Source organism: Leifsonia sp. GW821-FHT13C05 (genome assembly GCF_058806515.1).
This window is the reverse complement of sequence record NZ_JBXAPT010000001.1, coordinates 51,306-70,028: the sequence shown is the minus strand read 5'-3', so window position 1 is coordinate 70,028 and position 18,723 is coordinate 51,306. Positions and strand designations below refer to the sequence as shown.

Genomic DNA, 18,723 nt, shown 5'->3' with positions numbered 1-18,723 from the left:
GCCCGGGGTTCACCCGGGCACTCTCACTGTTGGAGCTGTTACTTCGCGGTGGACGACTTGACCGACCACTCCCAGAAGTTCCAGAACGGACCAGACTGTCCGCCGTTGAACTTGACGCCGTCCACACGGGACGTCGCGCCGAAGACACCGGGCAGCTGGAAGAGCGGCAGGCCGTAGCCGTCAGCGAACGTCTTGGCGTCGATCTGCTGCTCGATCTTGGTGAGCTCGTCCTTGTCGAGCGTGATCTGCGACTTCACCGCGAGGTCGTTCGCCGCCGAGTAACGGTTGTAGTTACCGCCACCGTTGGTGGTGAACAGCTGCGGGAGCTGCGTGGTGCCTGCACCAGGGCTGATCCAGCCGAAGAGCGAGGCGTCGTAGTCGCCACCCGGGAGGAGCTTGCTCCAGTCGGGCGAACCGGCGTCGACAACCTTGAAGCCAGCCTTGGAGGCCGAGGCCGAGATGGCCTGGAACTCGTCGACGCGGTTCGGGTTGTTCGTGTTGTAGAGGATCCGGACGGTCGGGGTGGCACCGGCGAGGAGCGCCTTGGCGCCGTCGATGTCGACCTTGTCGAACTTGTCAGAACCGTTCATCTTCACGGTGTCCGCGTACTGTTCCTGGTTGGGCAGGAAGATCTGCGAGTTGAGGACCTTCGCCTTCGAGTCGACCGGGGTGACGATCGAGTCGAGGATCTGCTGACGCGGGATGGTCTTCAGGAACGCTTCGCGCACCTTGGCGTCCGCGAACGTCGGCGAGCCGAAGTTCAGGTCGAGGTGGTCGTACGAGGCCTGGGCACCGGTGAGGACCTTGGCGCTGGTGTTCTTCAGCGCGGTGATCGTGTCGGCGGACGCCTGCGGGTTGATGATGTCGACCTCACCGTTCTGGAGAGCGGTGACCTGGGCGTTCGCGTCGGGGATGATGCGGAAGACGACCTTGTCCACGTTCGGCTTGAGGCCGCCCGCGTAGTACTTGTTCTTCGTCATCGTCAGCGACTGTCCGGGGGTCCAGCTGGACACCACGAACGGGCCGGAGGAGACCAGGAGGTCCTTGTCGGTCGGGAACGCGGTCACGTCGTAGCCGGTGTTGACGAAGTCAGCAGCCTTCTTGAGCGTGGCGTCCGGAGCGGCGGGGTTGTCCTTGTCGCCCTTGGGCAGGCCCTTGAGCAGCTTCGTCAGGTCGGCGGCCGAGGAGAGGCCGGCCTTCTTGGCGACGATGTGCGCGGGCTGCGCGATCGGGTTGACGAGCTCCCAGTCCACGTACGGGGTGCCGTACTTCAGGGTGATCGACGTGTTGTTGTCGCCGACGGTCGGGAAGCCGGTGGTGTCGAGACCGGCGGTCGAGCCGGCGATCGAGAAGTACTGCGTTCCCTTGGTGACGGCGCCCTGGTCGTCGGTGGTCGCCGAGTCGTAGTATCCGGAGGCGATCGCCCAAGCGAGGACCATGTCGTCAGCGGTGACGGGCTGGCCATCCGACCACTTGTCGTCCTTGTTCAGCGTGTACTTGACCGTCAGCGGGTCGTCCGAGGTCTTCTCGAACTTGCCGAACTTGTCGTCGTGGACGATCTTGTAGTTGTTGTCGATGTACTGGAACCCGGTTCCGTACGAGCCGTTGAGGTAGCCGACCTGGCCGTTGGTGTCCAGGTTGCCCTGCGGGGTCTGCGAGTTGAACGACGTGAAGTCGTTCACGACGGCGACCGTCACGGTGCCGCCCTTCGCCGCGCTGGACCCGCCGGTGCTGCCGGTCGTGGTGCAGGCAGACAGTGCGAGCGCTGCGACGCCGGCAATGGCGACCGCGCTGACCGCGTACCTGACCTTTCTTCCCTTGATGTGCAATGTTCCTCCTGTGCGAAGTGTGCGACGGCCGCGGACATGCGAGTGCGTCCGGACCGCGCTGGATAAGAATGACCCTAGGTATCGCACGGTTTGAATGCAAAACGGGGCGGCAAAACGTTACACAGTGGTAACTCGGTTGGCGGAAAATTGCACGATGCACACAAAAACGGCTGAATTCGCGTGTGTCGCGCAATGAATCGAGCGCATCCACCCGTTTGGAGTGGACAAACCGCATCCAGAGGTGGATGCGCGGGACCTGGCAGGATGCCTCTATGAGCCGTGAAACACCCTGGTCCGCCGAGATTCCGCTCGAACGCGCGCAGCGTCCGCGGCTCTGGTGGGAGATCGCGATCGTCCTCGGCCTCTCGCTGGGAGCGTCCGCGGTCTACTCGATCGTCGAGATCATCGCCCGGACGACGGACACGACGCCGCTGGCCGACCAGACGGCGCAGGTGAACCCGTCGCAGAGCACCAGGGAGTGGCTGGACTTCACCTATCAGTTCCTCGGCAACCTGTTTCCGCTGTTCGCCGTCGCGCTGGTGATCTTCCTGCTCTGGCAGCGCGAGCGCAGCGGATTCCGGCGGATCGGCTTCGACCTCACGCGCCCGCTGCCCGACCTGGGCGGCGGGATGCTGCTGTTCCTCGCGATCGGCGTGCCCGGCATCCTGTTCTACGCGCTCGGGCGGCTGGTGGGGGTGACCGTGCAGGTGCAGGCGTCACCGCTCGACACGCACTGGTGGACCATCCCGATCCTGGTGTTCGCCGCACTGCGCGCCGGGCTGCAGGAGGAAGTCATCATCGTCGGCTACCTCTTCACCCGGCTGCGTCAGCTCGGCTGGGGGAAGTGGACCATCATCGTCTCCGCTGCCCTGCTGCGCGGCAGTTACCACCTCTATCAGGGGTTCGGCCCGTTCGTGGGCAACGCGATCATGGGCGTCGTGTTCGGCTGGTGCTACACCCGCTGGGGCCGCGTGATGCCGCTGGTGGTCGCCCACGTCGTCATCGACATCGTCTCGTTCGTCGGCTACCCGCTCGCCGTCGCCCTCTGGCCGCACGTCTTCGCTTAAACCGACAATCGAGCCCGAACGTATTCGCGCGACACGCCGAATGAGGGCGTGAACAAGTTCGGACTCGATTGTTTTGGTCTAGGCGAAGGCCTCGGGAGGCGGGCAGGCGCAGAAGAGGTTGCGGTCTCCGTATGCCTGGTCGATGCGGCGGACGGGCGGCCAGTACTTGGCGCGCACGATGCCGGGGACCGGGTAGACGGCCTGCTCGCGCGTGTACGGGTGGGTCCATTCGCCGGAGATGACGGACTCCGCGGTGTGCGGGGCGCCGCGCAGCGGGTTGTCGTCGACCGGCCAGTCCCCCGCCGCCACGGCGTCGGCCTCGGCGCGGATCGCGATCATCGCGGTCACGAAACGGTCGAGCTCCGCGAGGTCTTCGCTCTCGGTCGGCTCGACCATCAGCGTGCCGGCGACAGGGAAGCTCATCGTCGGGGCGTGGAAGCCGAAGTCGATCAGGCGCTTCGCCACGTCGTCGACCGTCACGCCGGTCTGCTCGGTGAGCGGCCGCAGGTCCAGGATGCACTCGTGCGCCACCAGCCCGTTGTCGCCCGCATAGAGCACCGGGAACGCGTCGCGCAGCTTGACGGCGACGTAGTTGGCGGCGAGGACGGCCGCACCTGTCGCATCCCGGAGCCCGGCGGCGCCCATCATCCGCACGTATGCCCAGCTGATCGGCAGGATGCTCGGCGATCCGTACGGCGCGCTCGACACCGGGCCGCCCGCGTGCTCGACGCGGTCTCCGCCGGCAAGGTAGTGCGTCGCATCCTGAGCCAGCGGGTGGCCGGGCAGGAACGGCGCGAGGTGCGCCTTCGCCGCGACGGGGCCGACACCCGGGCCGCCACCACCGTGCGGGATGCAGAACGTCTTGTGCAGGTTGAGGTGGCTGACGTCTCCGCCGAAGTCGCCGAACCTGGCGTAGCCGAGCAGCGCGTTGAGGTTCGCGCCGTCGACGTAGACCTGGCCGCCGGCGTCGTGCACGGCCTGCGTGATCGCGAGGACCTCGTGCTCGTACACGCCGTGGGTGGACGGGTAGGTGATCATGAGCGCCGCGAGCGTGTCCGCGTGCTCGGCGATCTTGGCGCGCAGGTCGTCGAGGTCGACGTTGCCCAGCTCGTCGCAGGCCACGACCACGACCGACATCCCGGCGAGCACAGCGGACGCCGCGTTGGTGCCGTGGGCGCTCTGCGGGATCAGGCAGACCGTGCGGGCGAGGTCGCCGCGCGAGCGGTGGTAACCGCGGATCGCGAGGAGCCCGGCCAGCTCGCCCTGGCTGCCGGCGTTCGGCTGCAGCGAGACGGAGTCGTATCCGGTGACGTCGGCCAGCCAGGTCTCCAGCTGGTCGATCAGCGCGAGGGAGCCGCGCACGTCGTCCGCGGGGGCGTACGGGTGCAGCCCGGCGAACTCCGGCCAGGTCACCGCCTCCATCTCGGTTGCCGCGTTGAGCTTCATCGTGCAGGAGCCGAGCGGGATCATGCCGCGGTCGAGCGCGTAGTCCTTGTCGGCCAGGTACTTGAGGTACCGCATCATGGCGGTCTCGGAGTGGTGGGTGTTGAAGACCGGGTGGGTCAGGTATGCGCTCGACCGGATGAGCGAGGGCTCGAACGACGGGGTGCCGCCCACCATCCGGATGTCCGCGCCTCCCGTGCGCTCCCCCGCGCCGAGGACGGCGAGCAGGTCGGCGTAGAGCGACGAGCCCTCGGCGATGTCCGTCGCCGTCTCCTCGTCGAAGCTGATCGACACCGTGGAGGTGTCTGCGGCGTGCAGCAGGATGCCGCGCTCGTGGGCGGCGGCGACCGTGGCCGCCGCGTCGGCGACGCGCACCTGGATGGTGTCGAAGAACGAGTCGGAGATCACGTCGACGCCGCGCTCGCGGAGCACACCGGCGACCGTCGCGGCCGTCAGGTGAACGCGCCGGCCGATCGCCTTCAGCCCACGCGGGCCGTGGTAGACCGCGTACATCGCGGCCATGACCGCCAGCAGCACCTGTGCCGTGCAGATGTTCGAGGTGGCCTTCTCGCGCCGGATGTGCTGCTCGCGCGTCTGCAGGGTGAGCCGGTACGCGGGCTTGCCCACCGCATCCTGGGACACCCCGACGAGGCGGCCGGGCAGCTGGCGCTCCAGACCGGAGCGCACGGCCATGTAGCCGGCGTGCGGGCCGCCGAAGCCCATCGGGACGCCGAAGCGCTGGCTGGTGCCCACGGCGACGTCCGCGCCCAGCTCGCCCGGCGAGCGCAGCTGGGTGAGGGCGAGCAGGTCGGCGGCGGCGACGATGATCGCGCCGCCCGCCTTCGCGGCGGCGAACACGGCGGACGGGTCCCAGACCCGGCCGGACGCCCCCGGATACTGCACGAACAGCCCGAATGCGTCGGAGAGCCTGGCGTCGTCCGCCGGGGTGGACGCGAGGTCGAGCACGACGAGCTCGATGCCGACCGCGTCCGCCCGGTTGCGCAGCAGCGCGAGCGTCTGCGGGAACGTGTCGGCGTCGACGACGAACGTCGACGACTTGACCTTGGATGCGCGACGCGCGAGCAGCATCCCCTCGACCACGGCGGTGCCCTCGTCCAGCATGGACGCGTTGGCCGTGTCGAGCCCGGTGAGGTCGGAGACCATCGTCTGGAAGTTGATCAGGGCTTCCAGACGGCCCTGCGAGATCTCCGGCTGGTAGGGCGTGTACGCCGTGTACCAGCTCGGGTTCTCCAGCACGTTGCGCTTGATCACGGCCGGGGTGATCGTGCCGTAGTACCCGAGGCCGATCAGCGACGTGTTGACCGTGTTCTGCGCGGCCAGGCCACGCAGTTCGCGGAGGGCGGCGCGCTCGCTGGCCGCTGCGGGCAGCACGGACTCGTATCCGGGGTCGACCCTGATCGTGTCCGGCACGGCGGCGGTGACCAGGTCGGCGACCGTCTCGTAGCCGATGGAGGACAGCATGGTGCGCTGCGCGTCGTCGCCGGTGCCGATGTGACGCGTCTGGAAGAGTTCAGTCATCGAAGTGGGGGTGCCTCACTCGCCCGTGAGGGCGGCGTATTCGTCGTAGCTCAGGAGGGTGGGGAGAGTGGTGAAGGCGACCTTGACGAGCCAGCCGTCGCCGAACGGGTCACTGTTGACGAGCTCGGGCGCATCCACCACCGCGTCGTTGATCTCGGTGACGGTGCCGTCGACCGGCGCGAACAGCTCGCCGACCGACTTGGTCGACTCGATCTCGCCGACGACCTTGCCCTCCGCCACCTCGCTGCCGACGGCAGGGAGCTCGACGAAGACCACGTCGCCCAGCTTCTCCGCCGCGTACGCGGTGATGCCGACCGTCGCGGTGTCGCCGTCGACGAGGAGCCACTCGTGCTCGGCGGTGTATTTGAGGTCCTGTTCTGCGGCCATGACTAGTGCTTCTTTCTGCTGTAGAAGGGGAGGGCGGTGACGGTGTACCCGAGACGGTTGCCGCGGATGTCGACGTGCAGTTCTGTTCCCGGACGTGCGAAGCGCGGGGCGACGTACGCCATCGCGATCGGCACGCCGATGGTCGGCGAGAGGGCGCCGGAGGTGACGACGCCGACGGCCTCGTCTCCTCCGTCCACCGCGCTGGTGGCGTAGACGGGGTATCCGGCGCGGGCGGCCCTCTTCCCCTCCCCCATCAGTCCGACGAGCACCGGTGCCTCGGCATCCGGTCCGTCCTCGCTGGCGGCGCGTCCGACGAAGTCGGTGTCCTTCGCCAGGTTGACCACGCGGCCGAGCCCGGCCTGTGCTGGATAGACGTCGAGGCCCAGCTCGTGACCGTAGAGCGGCATACCGGCTTCGAGGCGCAGCGTGTCGCGGCTGGCGAGCCCGGCGGGCACGAGGCCCTGCTCCGCTCCCGCCTCGAGCAGCGCATCCCACAGCTGCGGGGCGTTGTCCGGCGCGAGGTACAGCTCGAAGCCGTCCTCCCCGGTGTATCCGGTGCGTGCGACGAGCACGGGATGCGTCTCGTACAGCGCGGGGAGCGACCAGTAGTACTTGAGCGCGCCGATGCGGGCGGCGAAGTCGTCGCCGTCGTGCGCCCCGCCCTCGACGGCGAAGCCGGGGGTGGCGGTGAGGATGGACAACGCCGCCGGTCCCTGCACAGCGATGAGGGCGATGTCGTCGCTCTCGTCGAAGACCTCGGCGTCGAACGGCGCTGTGCGGCTGCGCAGCTCCTCGGCGACCTGGTGCCGGTTGGAGGCGTTGGCGACCACCATGTAGCGGTCTTCGCCGGTGCGGTAGACGACGAGGTCGTCGACGATCCCGCCCGAGCGGGACAGCAGCAGGCTGTACTTGGCCTGGTCGATCGCGACGGCGGACAGCTTGCCGGCGAGCGCGTAGTCGAGCGCGGCCCCCGCCTCCGGTCCGATGACCACGATCTCGGCCATGTGGGACAGGTCGAAGAGACCGGCCGCCTGCCGGACGGCGTGGTGCTCGGCGAGGTCGCTGGAGTACCGGACGGGCATCTGCCAGCCGGCGAAGTCCGTGAAGGATGCTCCTGCCGCCTGGTGGGCGTCGTGCAGCGGGGAGAGGCGGTCTGTGTCGTGCGAGGTCATGAGTTCTCCGATTCGCCGGCCGTCGCCGGGAGTTGGGCACGGAGCGCAGCGCGATCCGTGTGAGAACTCCCCCTCTGTCATCCGGCCTGAGAGTTTCACCGCGCTGACGCGCGGCTTTCACCGTGGGCGAGGGCGCGGTTGTGGCGTCGCCCTGCTTTTCAGAGTGGCCAGTCCGATGCGGTACGCGTACCTGAGAGATTGTCGGGGAGGATTGCTCCTTCGGTGCCGATTCCGCGCCATAGCGCTTCCGGCTCTCCCGCATCGACCTCGATGGCCCAGTGTTCTGTTGTGTGGTGCTGCTGCCGCTCAGCATAACCGACCACACCCGATTGTGGTTCTGGTCACCACGACACTAAGATGATCGCAACCACTTAGTGTCACAGTGACCTTTAGGTGCGTCGCAGCGGAGGGAGGACGGGATGGCCGACAGCCACCAGCGCGTGAGCGCCATGCTCGCCGTCTCCACCGTGATCTTCTCGCTCCGCAACGACGAGGAGACGGGCGACATCGCGAGCGTGTGGCTTCCGCTCGTGCGCCGCGTCCGCCAGCCGTTCGAGGGGTGCTGGGCGCTGCCGGGCGGTCCCCTGCACGGCGATGAGGACCTCGCGTTCGCCGCCGCGCGCACCCTCAACGACACGACGGGGCTGACCCCGCGCTACCTGGAGCAGCTGTACGCGTTCGGGGACGCATCCCGGTCGACGGGGGCGGAGCGCGTCGTGTCCATCGTCTACTGGGCGCTGGTGCGCAGCGAGGAGGCCGCACGAGCGAGCGTCGGCGAGAACGTGCGCTGGTTCCCCGCCGACGACCTGCCGAGCCTCGCCTTCGACCACAAGCTCATCGTCGAGTACGCCCTCTGGCGCCTGCGCACCAAGATGGAGTACTCCCGCATCGCGCACGCCTTCCTCGGCGAGACCTTCACGCTCGCCCAGCTGCGCGAGGTGCACGAGGCGGTGCTCGGGCGCCCGCTCGACCCCGCCAACTTCCGCCGCACCATCGAGGGCTCCGGCGCCGTGGTCGCGACAGACCAGTACCTCACCGGCACCCGGCACCGGCCTCCGCGCCTCTACCGGTACAACGACTCCATCGACCTCGCCGACGCCGGACCACTCCCCCGCCAGCAGCATCCCTTCGCCGCACAACCAGCAGCAGTACCGTTCGAGAGTAGAGAAGAATGAGCACCATCGCCTCGGTCGACACCACCATCCAGCTCATCGCCACCGGCGAGCTGAACGGCGAGACCTGCACCCCCGACCTCGTCGACGCCCCCTGGACGTTCGACTCCCTCGCGCCGTCGTACGGTCCCGGCGCGTCGATGGCCGACCCCATCCCGGTGGATGCGCCGCGCCAGGGCGAGCTGCCGGAGGAGTACCGCACGGCGTCCAAGGAGGAACTGCACGACCGCATCCTCGCCGCGAAGGCGACACTCGGCGACAGGGTCGTGACGCTCGGCCACTTCTACCAGCGCGACGAGGTCGTACAGTACGCCGATTTCGTGGGCGACTCCTTCCAGCTGGCCAACGCCGCGAAGGCCAAGCCGGAGGCGGAGGCGATCGTCTTCTGCGGCGTGCACTTCATGGCGGAGACCGCCGACATCATCTCGCGGCCGGAGCAGGCGGTCATCCTGCCCAACCTCGCTGCCGGATGCTCGATGGCCGACATGGCGGACATCGACTCCGTGACCGAGTGCTGGGAGCAGCTCGAAGAGCTGTACGGCACCGAACCGGATGCGGACGGCCGCGTGCCGGTCATCCCGGTCACGTACATGAACTCGTCCGCAGCCCTCAAGGGCTTCTGCGGGGAGCACGGCGGCATCGTCTGCACCTCCTCCAACGCGGAGACCGTGCTGACCTGGGCGTTCGAGCGCGGGCAGCGGGTGCTGTTCTTCCCCGACCAGCACCTCGGCCGCAACACCGCGAAGGCGATGGGCGTCCCCGTCGAGCAGATGCCGCTCTGGAACCCGCGCAAGCCGCTCGGTGGCACCGACGCCGACACGCTGCAGGATGCGCGTGTCATCCTCTGGCACGGCTTCTGCTCCGTGCACAAGCGCTTCACCGTCGGCCAGATCGAGCACGCGAGGGCCGAGTTCCCCGGCGTGCGCGTGATCGTGCACCCGGAATGCCCGATGGAGGTCGTCGACGCCGCGGACGAGTACGGCTCGACCGACTACATCGTCAAGGCCATCGCGGCGGCGCCGGCAGGGTCGACGTTCGCCATCGGCACCGAGATCAACCTGGTGCAGCGCCTGGCCGCGCAGTTCCCGCAGCACACCATCTTCTGCCTCGACTCGATCGTGTGCCCGTGCTCGACCATGTACCGCATCCACCCCGGCTACCTGGCCTGGGTGCTGGAAGGCCTGGTGCGCGGCGAGGTGCTGAACCGCATCCAGGTGTCGCCGGATGTCGCGGAGCCGGCCAGGGTCGCGCTCGAGCGCATGCTCGCCGCGCGGCCGGACACCACGATGGCGGCCTGACATGGCCAGGGTCGTGGTGGTCGGCAGCGGCATCGCCGGACTGGTCGCCGCCGTCGAGGCGAGCAGGACCAACAGTGTCACGCTCGTCACGAAGGCCGAGCTCGCCGAGAGCAACACCGCGTACGCGCAGGGCGGGATCGCTGCAGCGTACTTCGCCGACGACAGCGTCGAGTCGCACGTCGCGGACACGCTGCGCGCCGGGGCAGGACTGAACGTGCGGGATGCGGTGGTCGCGCTCTGCGCGGAGGGTCCGGACCGCATCCGCGACCTGATCGCGTTCGGCGTCGCCTTCGACCGCTCAGGCGGCGACCTCGCCCGCGGCCTCGAAGCCGCGCACTCGAACGCGCGCGTGCTGCACGCGGGCGGCGACGCGACCGGCGCTGAGATCGAGCGGGCGCTCGTGCGCGCCGTGCGGGCGTCCGGAACGCGGATCGTGGAGCAGGCATTCCTCTGCGACCTGATCGTGGAGGACGGCACTGTGACCGGCGTCGAGCTGCTGCTCGCCGACGGCACCATCGAGGTGCTCGACGCCGACGCCGTCGTGCTGGCAAGCGGAGGGGCAGGACAGCTCTACGCGCACACCACCAACCCGGCGGTCACCACCGGAGACGGCGTCGCCGCCGCCTGGCGCGCCGGTGCCGCCGTCGCGGACGTGGAGTTCTACCAGTTCCACCCGACAGCGCTCGCGATCCCCGGCTCGTTCCTGGTGTCGGAGGCCGTGCGCGGCGAGGGCGCGGTGCTGCGGAATGCGCGCGGAGAGCGGTTCATGCTCGACGTGCATCCGGATGCGGAACTCGCGCCGCGCGACGTGGTCGCCCGGGGCATCGCTGTCGAGATGGCCGCGCAGGGCGGGCGTCCCGTCGTCCTCGACGCGACGGCGCTCGGCGCCGACTTCCTGGCGAAGCGCTTCCCGACCATCGACGCCGCCTGCCGGGCGGCCGGCCTGGACTGGTCGCGCGAGCCCGTGCCCGTCACACCTGCCGCCCACTACTGGATGGGCGGGGTCGCCACGGACACGAGCGGGCGCAGCACACTGCCCGGGCTGTACGCCGTCGGCGAGGTGGCCTGCACGGGAGCGCACGGCGCCAACCGGCTGGCGTCGAACTCGCTGCTGGAAGGGCTGGTGTTCGCGCACCGGGCCGTCGCCGCGATCGACCGCGGCGATGCGTGGCCGGAGGCGCCGGCGTGGCTGAACGGGGCTCTCGCATCCACGGCCGGAGAGCGGGCCGAACGACCGGATGCCGTGCCGGTGGACCGCGCGCAGCTGCAGGCGCTGCTCTGGGACGCCGCCGGCGTGCACCGCGACAGGGAGCGACTGGATGCGGCGCTCGGCGTGCTCGCCGGGTGGCGCGCATCCGGGACGCACCGCACGCGCGCCGAGCGCGAGGACGCCAACCTGCTCGACCTGGCCAGGCTTGTCGTCTCGTCGGCGCTCGGCCGGGAGGAGTCGCGCGGCGCGCACTTCCGCTCCGACTTCCCCGCTCCGTCGGCGGACGCGCGGCACACCGTGCGCACCGTGGGCGCCGCACGCGCCGCCCACTCCGCTTTCGCCACCGCCCTGATCGACACCGAGGTGACCGTTCCATGCTGACCGACCAGACCATCCAGACCGTCGTGCGGGCCGCCCTCGTCGAGGACGCGCCGTGGGGCGATCTCACCTCGGCTCTGCTCATTCCCGAAACGGCATATGCCACTGCCCGGCTGGCCGCGCGTGAGGCGGGGACGTTCTCCGGCGGGGCCGTGTTCACCGCCGCGATGACGATCACCGACCCGCGCATCGCGGTCGAGCTCGCGGTTGCGGACGGCGACGCCTTCCAGGCCGGGGACACGCTCGCCACGGTGTCCGGGCCGGCGAGGTCCGTGCTGCAGGCGGAGCGGGTCGCCCTCAACTTCGTGCAGAGGATGAGCGGGATCGCGACCCTCACGGCGTCCTACGTCGCCGAGGTCGCGCACACCGGCGCCCGCATCGTCGACACCAGGAAGACCACGCCGGGACTGCGCGCCTTCGAGCGCCACGCCGTGCGCAGCGGCGGCGGCCACAACCACCGGTTCTCCCTGTCCGACGCGGTGATGGCGAAGGACAACCACCTCGCCGTGCTCACCGAGCAGTCCGGGCTGTCGGTGACGGAGGCGCTGCTGGCCGTGCGCGCGCAGCTCTCGCACACCACGCACCTCGAGGTCGAGGTGGACCGCATCGACCAGATCGAGCCTGTGCTCGCCGCGGGCGTCGACACGATCATGCTCGACAACTTCACCGTCGAACAGCTGCGCGAAGGGGTCGCACTGGTCGCCGGTCGCGCCATCGTGGATGCGAGCGGCAACGTGAACCTCTCCACCGTGCGCAGCGTCGCGGAGACCGGCGTGGACGTCATCTCGGTTGGCGCGCTGACGCACAGCGTGCGCGCGCTCGATCTCGGGCTCGACGTCGTGCTGGATGCGGAGCCGGACGCGACATGATCTACCTCGACGCGGCGGCGACCTCGGCGGTGCGTCGCGAGGTCCTCGAAGCGATGTGGCCGTACCTCACCGGCGACTTCGGCAACCCGTCGAGCCACCACGGCGTCGGAGAGTCAGCGGCGCGTGCCCTCGCCGACGCGCGGGCGACGGTGGCCGCGTGGCTGGGCTGCCGTGCGTCGGAGGTCGTCTTCACCTCGGGAGGCACGGAGGCGGACAACCTCGCGATCAAGGGCATCGCGCTCGCCACCCCGCGCGGGCGGCACATCGTGACGACCGCCATCGAGCACGAGGCGGTCCTCGCCTCCGTGGACTACCTCGTGCGGCAGCACGGCTTCGCCGTCGACTACGCGCCCGTCGGCCGCGACGGGCTGATCGACGTCGACGCGTTCGCCGCGCTGCTCCGCCCGGACACCACCCTCGCCAGCGTGATTCTCGCCAACAACGAGGTCGGCACCGTCCAGCCGATCGCGCACCTGACGGCGCTGACGCGCGAGCTGCGCATCCCGTTCCACACCGACGCCGTGCAGGCGGCGGGCTGGCTGCCGCTCGACGTGACGACGCTCGGCGTGGATGCGCTCAGCGTCTCCGGCCACAAGCTCGGCGCCCCGAAAGGGATCGGCGCGCTGTTCGTGCGCGGACGCATCCCGATCGAACCCGTGCTGCACGGAGGAGGGCAGGAGCGCGGCAAGCGCTCCGGCACCGAGAACGTCGCCGGTGCGGTCGGGCTGGCCACGGCGGTGCGGCTCGCGGCGGCGAACCGGGACGCACAGGCCGCTGCCGCCGCCCACGCACGGGATGCGTTCGTGGCCGCCGTGCTGGCCGAGGTCCCGGATGCGCGGCTCACCGGGCATCCATCGGCGCGGCTGCCCGGCACGGCGTCGTTCGTCTTCCCCGGCAGCAACGGCGAGACGATCCTGCTCGAACTGGAACGGCGCGGTGTCGTCTCGTCGAGCGGATCGGCGTGCGCTGCGGGCAGCGAGGATGCGTCGCACGTACTGCTGGCCCTCGGCTACGAGGAGGACGTCGCCCGCACGGCCGTGCGGTTCTCCTGGGGTCCGGAGGTCGACGCCGACCGGCTCGCCGGGGTGGCCGCGGCCGTCGGGGACGCTGTGCGAGAGGTCACGGCGCTCGGCCGCTGATCCGCCGATGCGAACGCATCGATTACGCGCAGAGTGAACGCCGGAAACGTTAACACGGCCGACACCCCGCATGTCGGTGGCCGTCGCTACGCTCGAACCCGTGACTGAGAACACCCCGCCCGCGCCTGAGGCGCTCGCCGACCCCGCCTTCGACGACCTCGCGGTCGCCGGATCCGCCGCCGACGTCTCGACGGGAGGAACGGCCGGTGCCGGCGTCGCCGAGGCGCCCGATCACACCAAGCGCAACAACCGGGTGATCTGGCTGCTGCTCTCCGCCACGTTCGTCGTCATCCTCAACGAGACGATCATGTCGGTCGCCATCCCGAAGCTGATGGACGACCTGCGGATCGACGCGCTCGCGGCCCAGTGGCTGTCCACGGCGTTCATGCTGACGATGGCCGTCGTCATCCCGATCACCGGCTTCCTGCTGCAGCGGTTCAGCACGCGCAGCATCTTCATCGCCGCGATGACCCTGTTCTCGCTGGGAACGCTGTCGGCCGCCCTGGCGCCCGGCTTCGGGCTGCTCGTCGTCGCGCGCGTCATCCAGGCGTCCGGCACGGCCATCATGATCCCGCTGCTGATGACCACCCTGATGACGCTCGTGCCGCCGAACAAGCGCGGCCGCACGATGGGCAACGTCTCGATCGTGATCTCCGTCGCGCCCGCCATCGGCCCGACCATCTCCGGCTTCATCCTCAACTACCTCGACTGGCGCTGGATCTTCCTGATCGTGCTGCCGATCGCCGTGGTCATGCTGCTCATCGGCATCAAGTTCGTCGAGAACGTCACCGACCCGCAGAAGGTCAAGGTCGACGTGCTCTCCGTCATCCTGTCGGCGTTCGGGTTCGGCGGGCTGCTCTACGGCCTCAGCCAGACCGGCGCATCCGGCCCCGGCAGCTCGCCAGCGGTGATGTGGGTGTCGCTGGCGGTCGGCGTGGTGGCCCTGACCGCGTTCATCCTGCGCCAGCTCATCCTGCAGCGCCGCGACAGCGCGCTGCTCGACCTGCGCACGTTCCGGTCGCCGATCTTCACGGTGTCGATCGCGCTGATGGCGATCAGCACGGCGGCGATGTTCGGCGTCATCATCGTGCTCCCGCTCTACCTGCAGCACGTCCTCGGCCTCGACACCCTCGCAACCGGTCTGCTGCTCCTCCCGGGCGGCCTCGTCATGGGGCTGCTCGCGCCGTTCGTCGGCCGCATCTACGACCGGTTCGGCCCGCGCGTGCTCGTCGTGCCCGGCGCGATCCTGGTCAGCCTGGCGCTCTGGGGATTCACGCTCATCACCGAGCACACCTCGCAGTACCTCGTCCTGGCCGGGCACGTCACGCTGAGCATCGGCCTCGCCCTCATGTTCACGCCGCTGTTCACGGCAGGGCTCGGCGCGGTGCCGCCGAACCTGTACTCGCACGGCAGCGCGATCGTGGGCACGGTGCAGCAGGTGGCGGGAGCAGCGGGAACGGCCCTGCTCGTCGCGATCATGTCGGCGCACACGGCCTCGCTGGTCAGCGCGGGCACGAGCATCGTCCCCGCCACGGCGGGCGGCATCCGGATGGCGTTCCTCGCGGCGGCGATCATCTCGCTGTTCGCGGTGGTCGGCGCGTTCTTCATCCGCAAACCGGCGGACGTGATCGCACCGGAAGGGCACGTCGCGCACTGACCGTGCGGCGGCCGGACAGGAGGCAGGCATGGCACGCGGAGTCGACGCAGACACGGTCGACGAATACCTCGACCGGATCGGCGAACCCTTCTCGTCGGCGCTGCGCACGGTGCGCGACCGCATCGTCGAGGTGCTGCCGGACACGGAGCAGGTGATCAGCTACCGCGTGCCGATCTTCCGGCACCGCGGCCGCGCCCTGATCGGCCTGTCGGCCACGGTGAAGGAGTGCAGCCTGCTGCTGATGAGCCCGTCGGCCGCAGCGGCCCTCGCCGGGACGCTCACCGAGGGCACGCTCAGCGGAGCGACCCTGCACTTCGCGCCGGAGAAGCCGCTGGGGGTGGAGACGCTGCGCACCATCATCGAGTACCGCGTGGGCGAAGCGGCGGGGTGAGCGGCTGCGGGCGGTGCAGCGGGCGGGCGAGGTGATCGGCACCGGTCGCTGCGCAAGCAGCGGGTCTTCCGGCTGCGCCGCTACACCGGGCGCGCGTCGGCGACCACGATCAGCTCGGTGGTCGTGTCGGTGACCGGGCCGCGCATCCAGTCGCCGTAGACCGCGCGCACCGCGAAGCCCGCGCCGACCAGCGACGCCCGCAGCTCCTCCTCGGTGCGGAAGCGCAGCGCGCCCTCGTCGGTGACATGCTCGCCGTCCTCCCACTCGTAGTGCCCCACCAGGCCGACCACGCCACCCGAGACGCCGGTGACCTCGTTCCACGCCGTCACCGGGCCTTCCGGGGTGTCGAGCACCTCGCGGCCGTCGCCCCAGCGCAGCCAGGCCTGCGCCTGCGGGTCGCGGCTCTCGAACACGAGGAGTCCGCCCGGCCGTAGCGCCCGGTGGGCGGCGGCGAGCGCGTCCGTCCAGGCGTCGTCCGTGATGAAGACCTGGGCGACGTGTCCGGTCATGACCGCCAGGTCGGCGTCGCCGGGCGGGAGCTCGCTCGCCTCCGCGCGCAGCCACTCGACCAGGTCGCCGCCGTCGCGGGTGCGGGCGATGTCGAGCATGGCCTCCGCGGGGTCTGCTCCGAGCATCCGGTGGCCGCGGCGCGCAAGTTCGACGGTCAGCAGGCCGGTGCCGCAGCCGATGTCCAGGATGCGCGACCCCGGATGCTCGTCGGCGAAAGCCAGGTAGAACTCGGTGTCGGCCGCGAACGGATTCATCCGGTCGTACAGGGCGGCGAGACGGGGGTCGCGGTAGCTGGCATCCTCGGTCACCTTCCCACGCTAGCGGTGCGGTCGCGCCGGTGCGAGCATGGAGTGCGGGGTTCTGCGACGGAGGAGGAAGCCATGTCCATCATCTCGACGACGGCACCGGAGGACGCGGAGGGGGAGGTCGCCGCGATCTACGCCAAAGAGGAAGCAGACCTCGGCTACGTCGCGTCGCACACGCGTGCGATGGCGGTGAATCCCGAGGCGTACCGGGCGTGGGAGCAGCTGGTCCGGTCGATCGTGTCGCAGCTGGGCACGCGCCGGTTCGAACTGGTCACGCTCGCTGCCGCGCAGGGCACGCACTCCGAGCACTGCAGGCTGGCGCACGGACGCAAGACCCTCCCGCTGATCGAGGAGGACCAGCTGATCCGCATCGCCCGCGATTACCACGACGCCGATCTCACCGAGGCCGAGGTGGGGATGATGGAATACGCGGAGCGGGTCAGCCGCGACTCGTACGCGATGACCGACGCCGACAGCCAGCGCCTGCGCGACCTCGGCTTCAGCGACAGGGAGATCGTCGACATCACGCTCGCCGCGTCGGCCCGCAACTACTTCAGCCGCGCTATCCAGGCGCTCGCGGTCGACGTGGATGTGCCGCCCGGCCTCAGCCCGCACCTCCGCGGGGCGCTGCTCGCCCCGCTCTGACCGGTCGCGCGGGCGGCACCCGGCGAGCGCGAGCTCGCACCGAGATGCCAGCAACTGTCGCGAAAACGGCGGATTCGGCGACAGTTGGTGGCATCTCGTCGGACGGAATGGCCGGAAACCTGTGGAGAAGGCGACGGAGTTCTGTGGCGGGGACGCGCTCGGGCCGCGAGAATGTGGGGACCGGAACCGGGATCAGCCCCGGGACCGTCACCCGGCGGCGGAAAGGGCGAATGGCGTGGGCAGCACCGTATTCGAGAGGAACCGGCCGGACGCATCCACGGTGCGGCACGCGCTGAGCGGCACCAGGCAGGCCGTGTTCTGGACGGAGGACGCGCCCGGCGACGCGTACCCGACGCTCACCGGTGACATCAGCTGCGACCTCGTGGTGGTCGGGGGCGGGTACTCCGGGCTGTGGACGGCGCTGCTCGCCAAGCGCGAAAACCCGGCCGCGCGCGTCGTCCTGCTCGAAGCGCGCAGGATCGGCTGGGCGGCGTCCGGACGCAACGGCGGCTTCTGCGAGGCGAGCCTCACCCACGGGGAGGAGAACGGCCGCAGCAGGTTCCCCGCCGAGTTCGACCAGCTGCAACGGCTCGGGATGCGCAACCTCGACGAGATCGAGGCCACCGTCACCGAGCTGGGCCTCGACGCAGGGTTCGAACGCAACGGCGCCATCGACGTGGCCACGGAGCAGCACCAGGTGGAGTGGCTGCGCGAGGCGGCAGCGGACGGCCAGGCAGCGGCGGCAGCGGACGGCCAGGCAGCGGCGGCCGCACCCTCCCACTCCAGCACTCCTACCGTCCGTTTCCTCGACGGCGACGCCGTGCGGGCCGAGGTGCACTCCCCCACCTACCTCGCCGGGCTGCTGCGCACCCGCGACTCGGCCCTCGTGCATCCGGCGAAGCTCGCCAGGGCCCTCGCACGCGCCTGCGTCGACGCCGGGGTGGAGGTGTTCGAGCACAGCCCGGTGCTGAGCATCGGCGACGACACGGTGATCGAAACCCCGCACGGGGTGGTCAGGGCGGAGCGTACGGCGCTCGCCACCAACGTGTTCCCGAGCCTCCTGAAACGGAACAGGCTCGCGACGGTGCCTGTATACGACTACGTGCTGATGACCGAGCCGCTGACGGATGCGCAGCTCGCCTCGATCGGCTGGTCGGGCAGGCAGGGCATCGGCGACTCGGCGAACCAGTTCCACTACTACCGGCTGTCGCAGGACAACCGCATCCTGTTCGGCGGCTACGACGCGATCTACCACTACGGCGGTCGAGTGCGCGAGCGGTACGAGGACCGGCCGGAGACGTTCGCGCGGCTGGCCAGCCATTTCTTCACCACGTTCCCGCAGCTCGACGGACTCCGGTTCAGCCACCGCTGGGCGGGCGCCATCGACACCTGCAGCCGGTTCTGCGCGTTCTTCGGCACGGCCCGCGGCGGGAAGGTGGCGTATGCGACCGGATACACCGGGCTCGGGGTGGCGGCGACGCACTTCGGCGCCCGGGTGATGCTGGACCTGCTGGCCGGGCGCACCACGGAACGCACCGAACTGGAGATGGTGCGCAGCCGCCCGCTGCCGTTCCCGCCGGAGCCCGCGGCCTCCATCGGCATCAACCTGACCAGGTGGTCGCTCGACCGCGCCGACCACGCCGACGGCCGACGCAACCTGTTCCTGAAGGGGCTGGATGCTGTCGGGCTCGGCTTCGACAGCTGACCCGCGC

General features: G+C 69.9%; 15 protein-coding genes and 2 riboswitches. Of the genes, 10 read left to right on the top strand and 5 right to left on the bottom strand.

Annotation, left to right across the window (positions count from 1 at the left end):
- Positions 1-38: 38 nt before the first annotated feature.
- Positions 39-1,829, bottom strand: a complete 1,791-nt coding sequence (locus AC1ROC_RS00310; RefSeq protein WP_085370466.1) for an ABC transporter family substrate-binding protein — start codon at positions 1,827-1,829, stop codon at positions 39-41.
- A 272-nt stretch (positions 1,830-2,101) separates the two neighbouring features.
- Between AC1ROC_RS00310 and AC1ROC_RS00305 the strand changes: the two genes are divergently transcribed.
- Positions 2,102-2,896, top strand: coding sequence for a CPBP family intramembrane glutamic endopeptidase (locus AC1ROC_RS00305; protein ID WP_085370468.1), 795 nt, complete (start codon positions 2,102-2,104; stop codon positions 2,894-2,896).
- A 78-nt stretch (positions 2,897-2,974) separates the two neighbouring features.
- Here the strand turns inward: AC1ROC_RS00305 and gcvP are convergent, their stop codons facing one another.
- From gcvP to gcvT, 3 genes are read right to left on the bottom strand one after another with little or no spacing between them, the layout of a single operon-like run.
- Positions 2,975-5,878: an aminomethyl-transferring glycine dehydrogenase gene (gcvP, locus tag AC1ROC_RS00300; RefSeq protein ID WP_492997367.1), complete on the bottom strand. Its 2,904-nt coding sequence runs from the start codon at positions 5,876-5,878 to the stop codon at positions 2,975-2,977.
- A gap of 15 nt (positions 5,879-5,893) precedes the next feature.
- The gene (gene gcvH, locus AC1ROC_RS00295) at positions 5,894-6,265 is read right to left on the bottom strand and encodes a glycine cleavage system protein GcvH (RefSeq protein ID WP_085370470.1); all 372 of its coding nucleotides are present in this window, start codon (positions 6,263-6,265) and stop codon (positions 5,894-5,896) included.
- Between the two features lie 2 nt (positions 6,266-6,267).
- Positions 6,268-7,437, bottom strand: coding sequence for a glycine cleavage system aminomethyltransferase GcvT (gcvT, locus tag AC1ROC_RS00290; protein WP_492997365.1), 1,170 nt, complete (start codon positions 7,435-7,437; stop codon positions 6,268-6,270).
- Positions 7,438-7,504: 67 nt separating this feature from the next.
- Positions 7,505-7,604, bottom strand: a riboswitch (glycine riboswitch).
- 1 nt (position 7,605) lies between these two features.
- Positions 7,606-7,706, bottom strand: a riboswitch (glycine riboswitch).
- A 150-nt stretch (positions 7,707-7,856) separates the two neighbouring features.
- Between gcvT and AC1ROC_RS00285 the strand changes: the two genes are divergently transcribed.
- From AC1ROC_RS00285 to AC1ROC_RS00255, 7 genes are all read left to right on the top strand, one after another.
- Entirely contained in the window at positions 7,857-8,612 is a 756-nt protein-coding gene (locus AC1ROC_RS00285; protein ID WP_085370472.1) for an NUDIX hydrolase, read from the top strand.
- Positions 8,609-9,907: a quinolinate synthase NadA gene (nadA, locus tag AC1ROC_RS00280; RefSeq protein ID WP_492997363.1), complete on the top strand. Its 1,299-nt coding sequence runs from the start codon at positions 8,609-8,611 to the stop codon at positions 9,905-9,907. Before AC1ROC_RS00285 ends, nadA begins: the two co-directional genes overlap by 4 nt.
- Before the next feature lies 1 nt (position 9,908).
- On the top strand, positions 9,909-11,498 hold the full coding sequence (gene nadB / locus AC1ROC_RS00275) for an L-aspartate oxidase (RefSeq protein WP_492997360.1): 1,590 nt from the start codon (positions 9,909-9,911) through the stop codon (positions 11,496-11,498).
- Positions 11,492-12,364: a carboxylating nicotinate-nucleotide diphosphorylase gene (nadC, locus tag AC1ROC_RS00270; RefSeq protein WP_168689717.1), complete on the top strand. Its 873-nt coding sequence runs from the start codon at positions 11,492-11,494 to the stop codon at positions 12,362-12,364. The genes nadB and nadC overlap by 7 nt, the downstream gene beginning before the upstream one ends.
- Entirely contained in the window at positions 12,361-13,503 is a 1,143-nt protein-coding gene (locus AC1ROC_RS00265) for a cysteine desulfurase family protein (protein ID WP_492997358.1), read from the top strand. Before nadC ends, AC1ROC_RS00265 begins: the two co-directional genes overlap by 4 nt.
- A 70-nt stretch (positions 13,504-13,573) precedes the next feature.
- Entirely contained in the window at positions 13,574-15,160 is a 1,587-nt protein-coding gene (locus tag AC1ROC_RS00260) for an MDR family MFS transporter (RefSeq protein ID WP_492997356.1), read from the top strand.
- 28 nt (positions 15,161-15,188) lie between these two features.
- Positions 15,189-15,551 (top strand): iron chaperone, encoded by a 363-nt coding sequence (locus AC1ROC_RS00255; RefSeq protein ID WP_492997354.1) that lies wholly within the window; start codon positions 15,189-15,191, stop codon positions 15,549-15,551.
- A gap of 80 nt (positions 15,552-15,631) precedes the next feature.
- Here the strand turns inward: AC1ROC_RS00255 and AC1ROC_RS00250 are convergent, their stop codons facing one another.
- On the bottom strand, positions 15,632-16,369 hold the full coding sequence (locus AC1ROC_RS00250; protein WP_492997352.1) for a class I SAM-dependent DNA methyltransferase: 738 nt from the start codon (positions 16,367-16,369) through the stop codon (positions 15,632-15,634).
- Between the two features lie 72 nt (positions 16,370-16,441).
- Between AC1ROC_RS00250 and AC1ROC_RS00245 the strand changes: the two genes are divergently transcribed.
- Complete coding sequence (locus AC1ROC_RS00245) at positions 16,442-17,011, top strand: carboxymuconolactone decarboxylase family protein (protein ID WP_085370482.1); 570 nt, start codon at positions 16,442-16,444, stop codon at positions 17,009-17,011.
- A 235-nt stretch (positions 17,012-17,246) separates the two neighbouring features.
- Positions 17,247-18,716, top strand: a complete 1,470-nt coding sequence (locus AC1ROC_RS00240; RefSeq protein WP_492997348.1) for an NAD(P)/FAD-dependent oxidoreductase — start codon at positions 17,247-17,249, stop codon at positions 18,714-18,716.
- Positions 18,717-18,723: the final 7 nt, after the last annotated feature.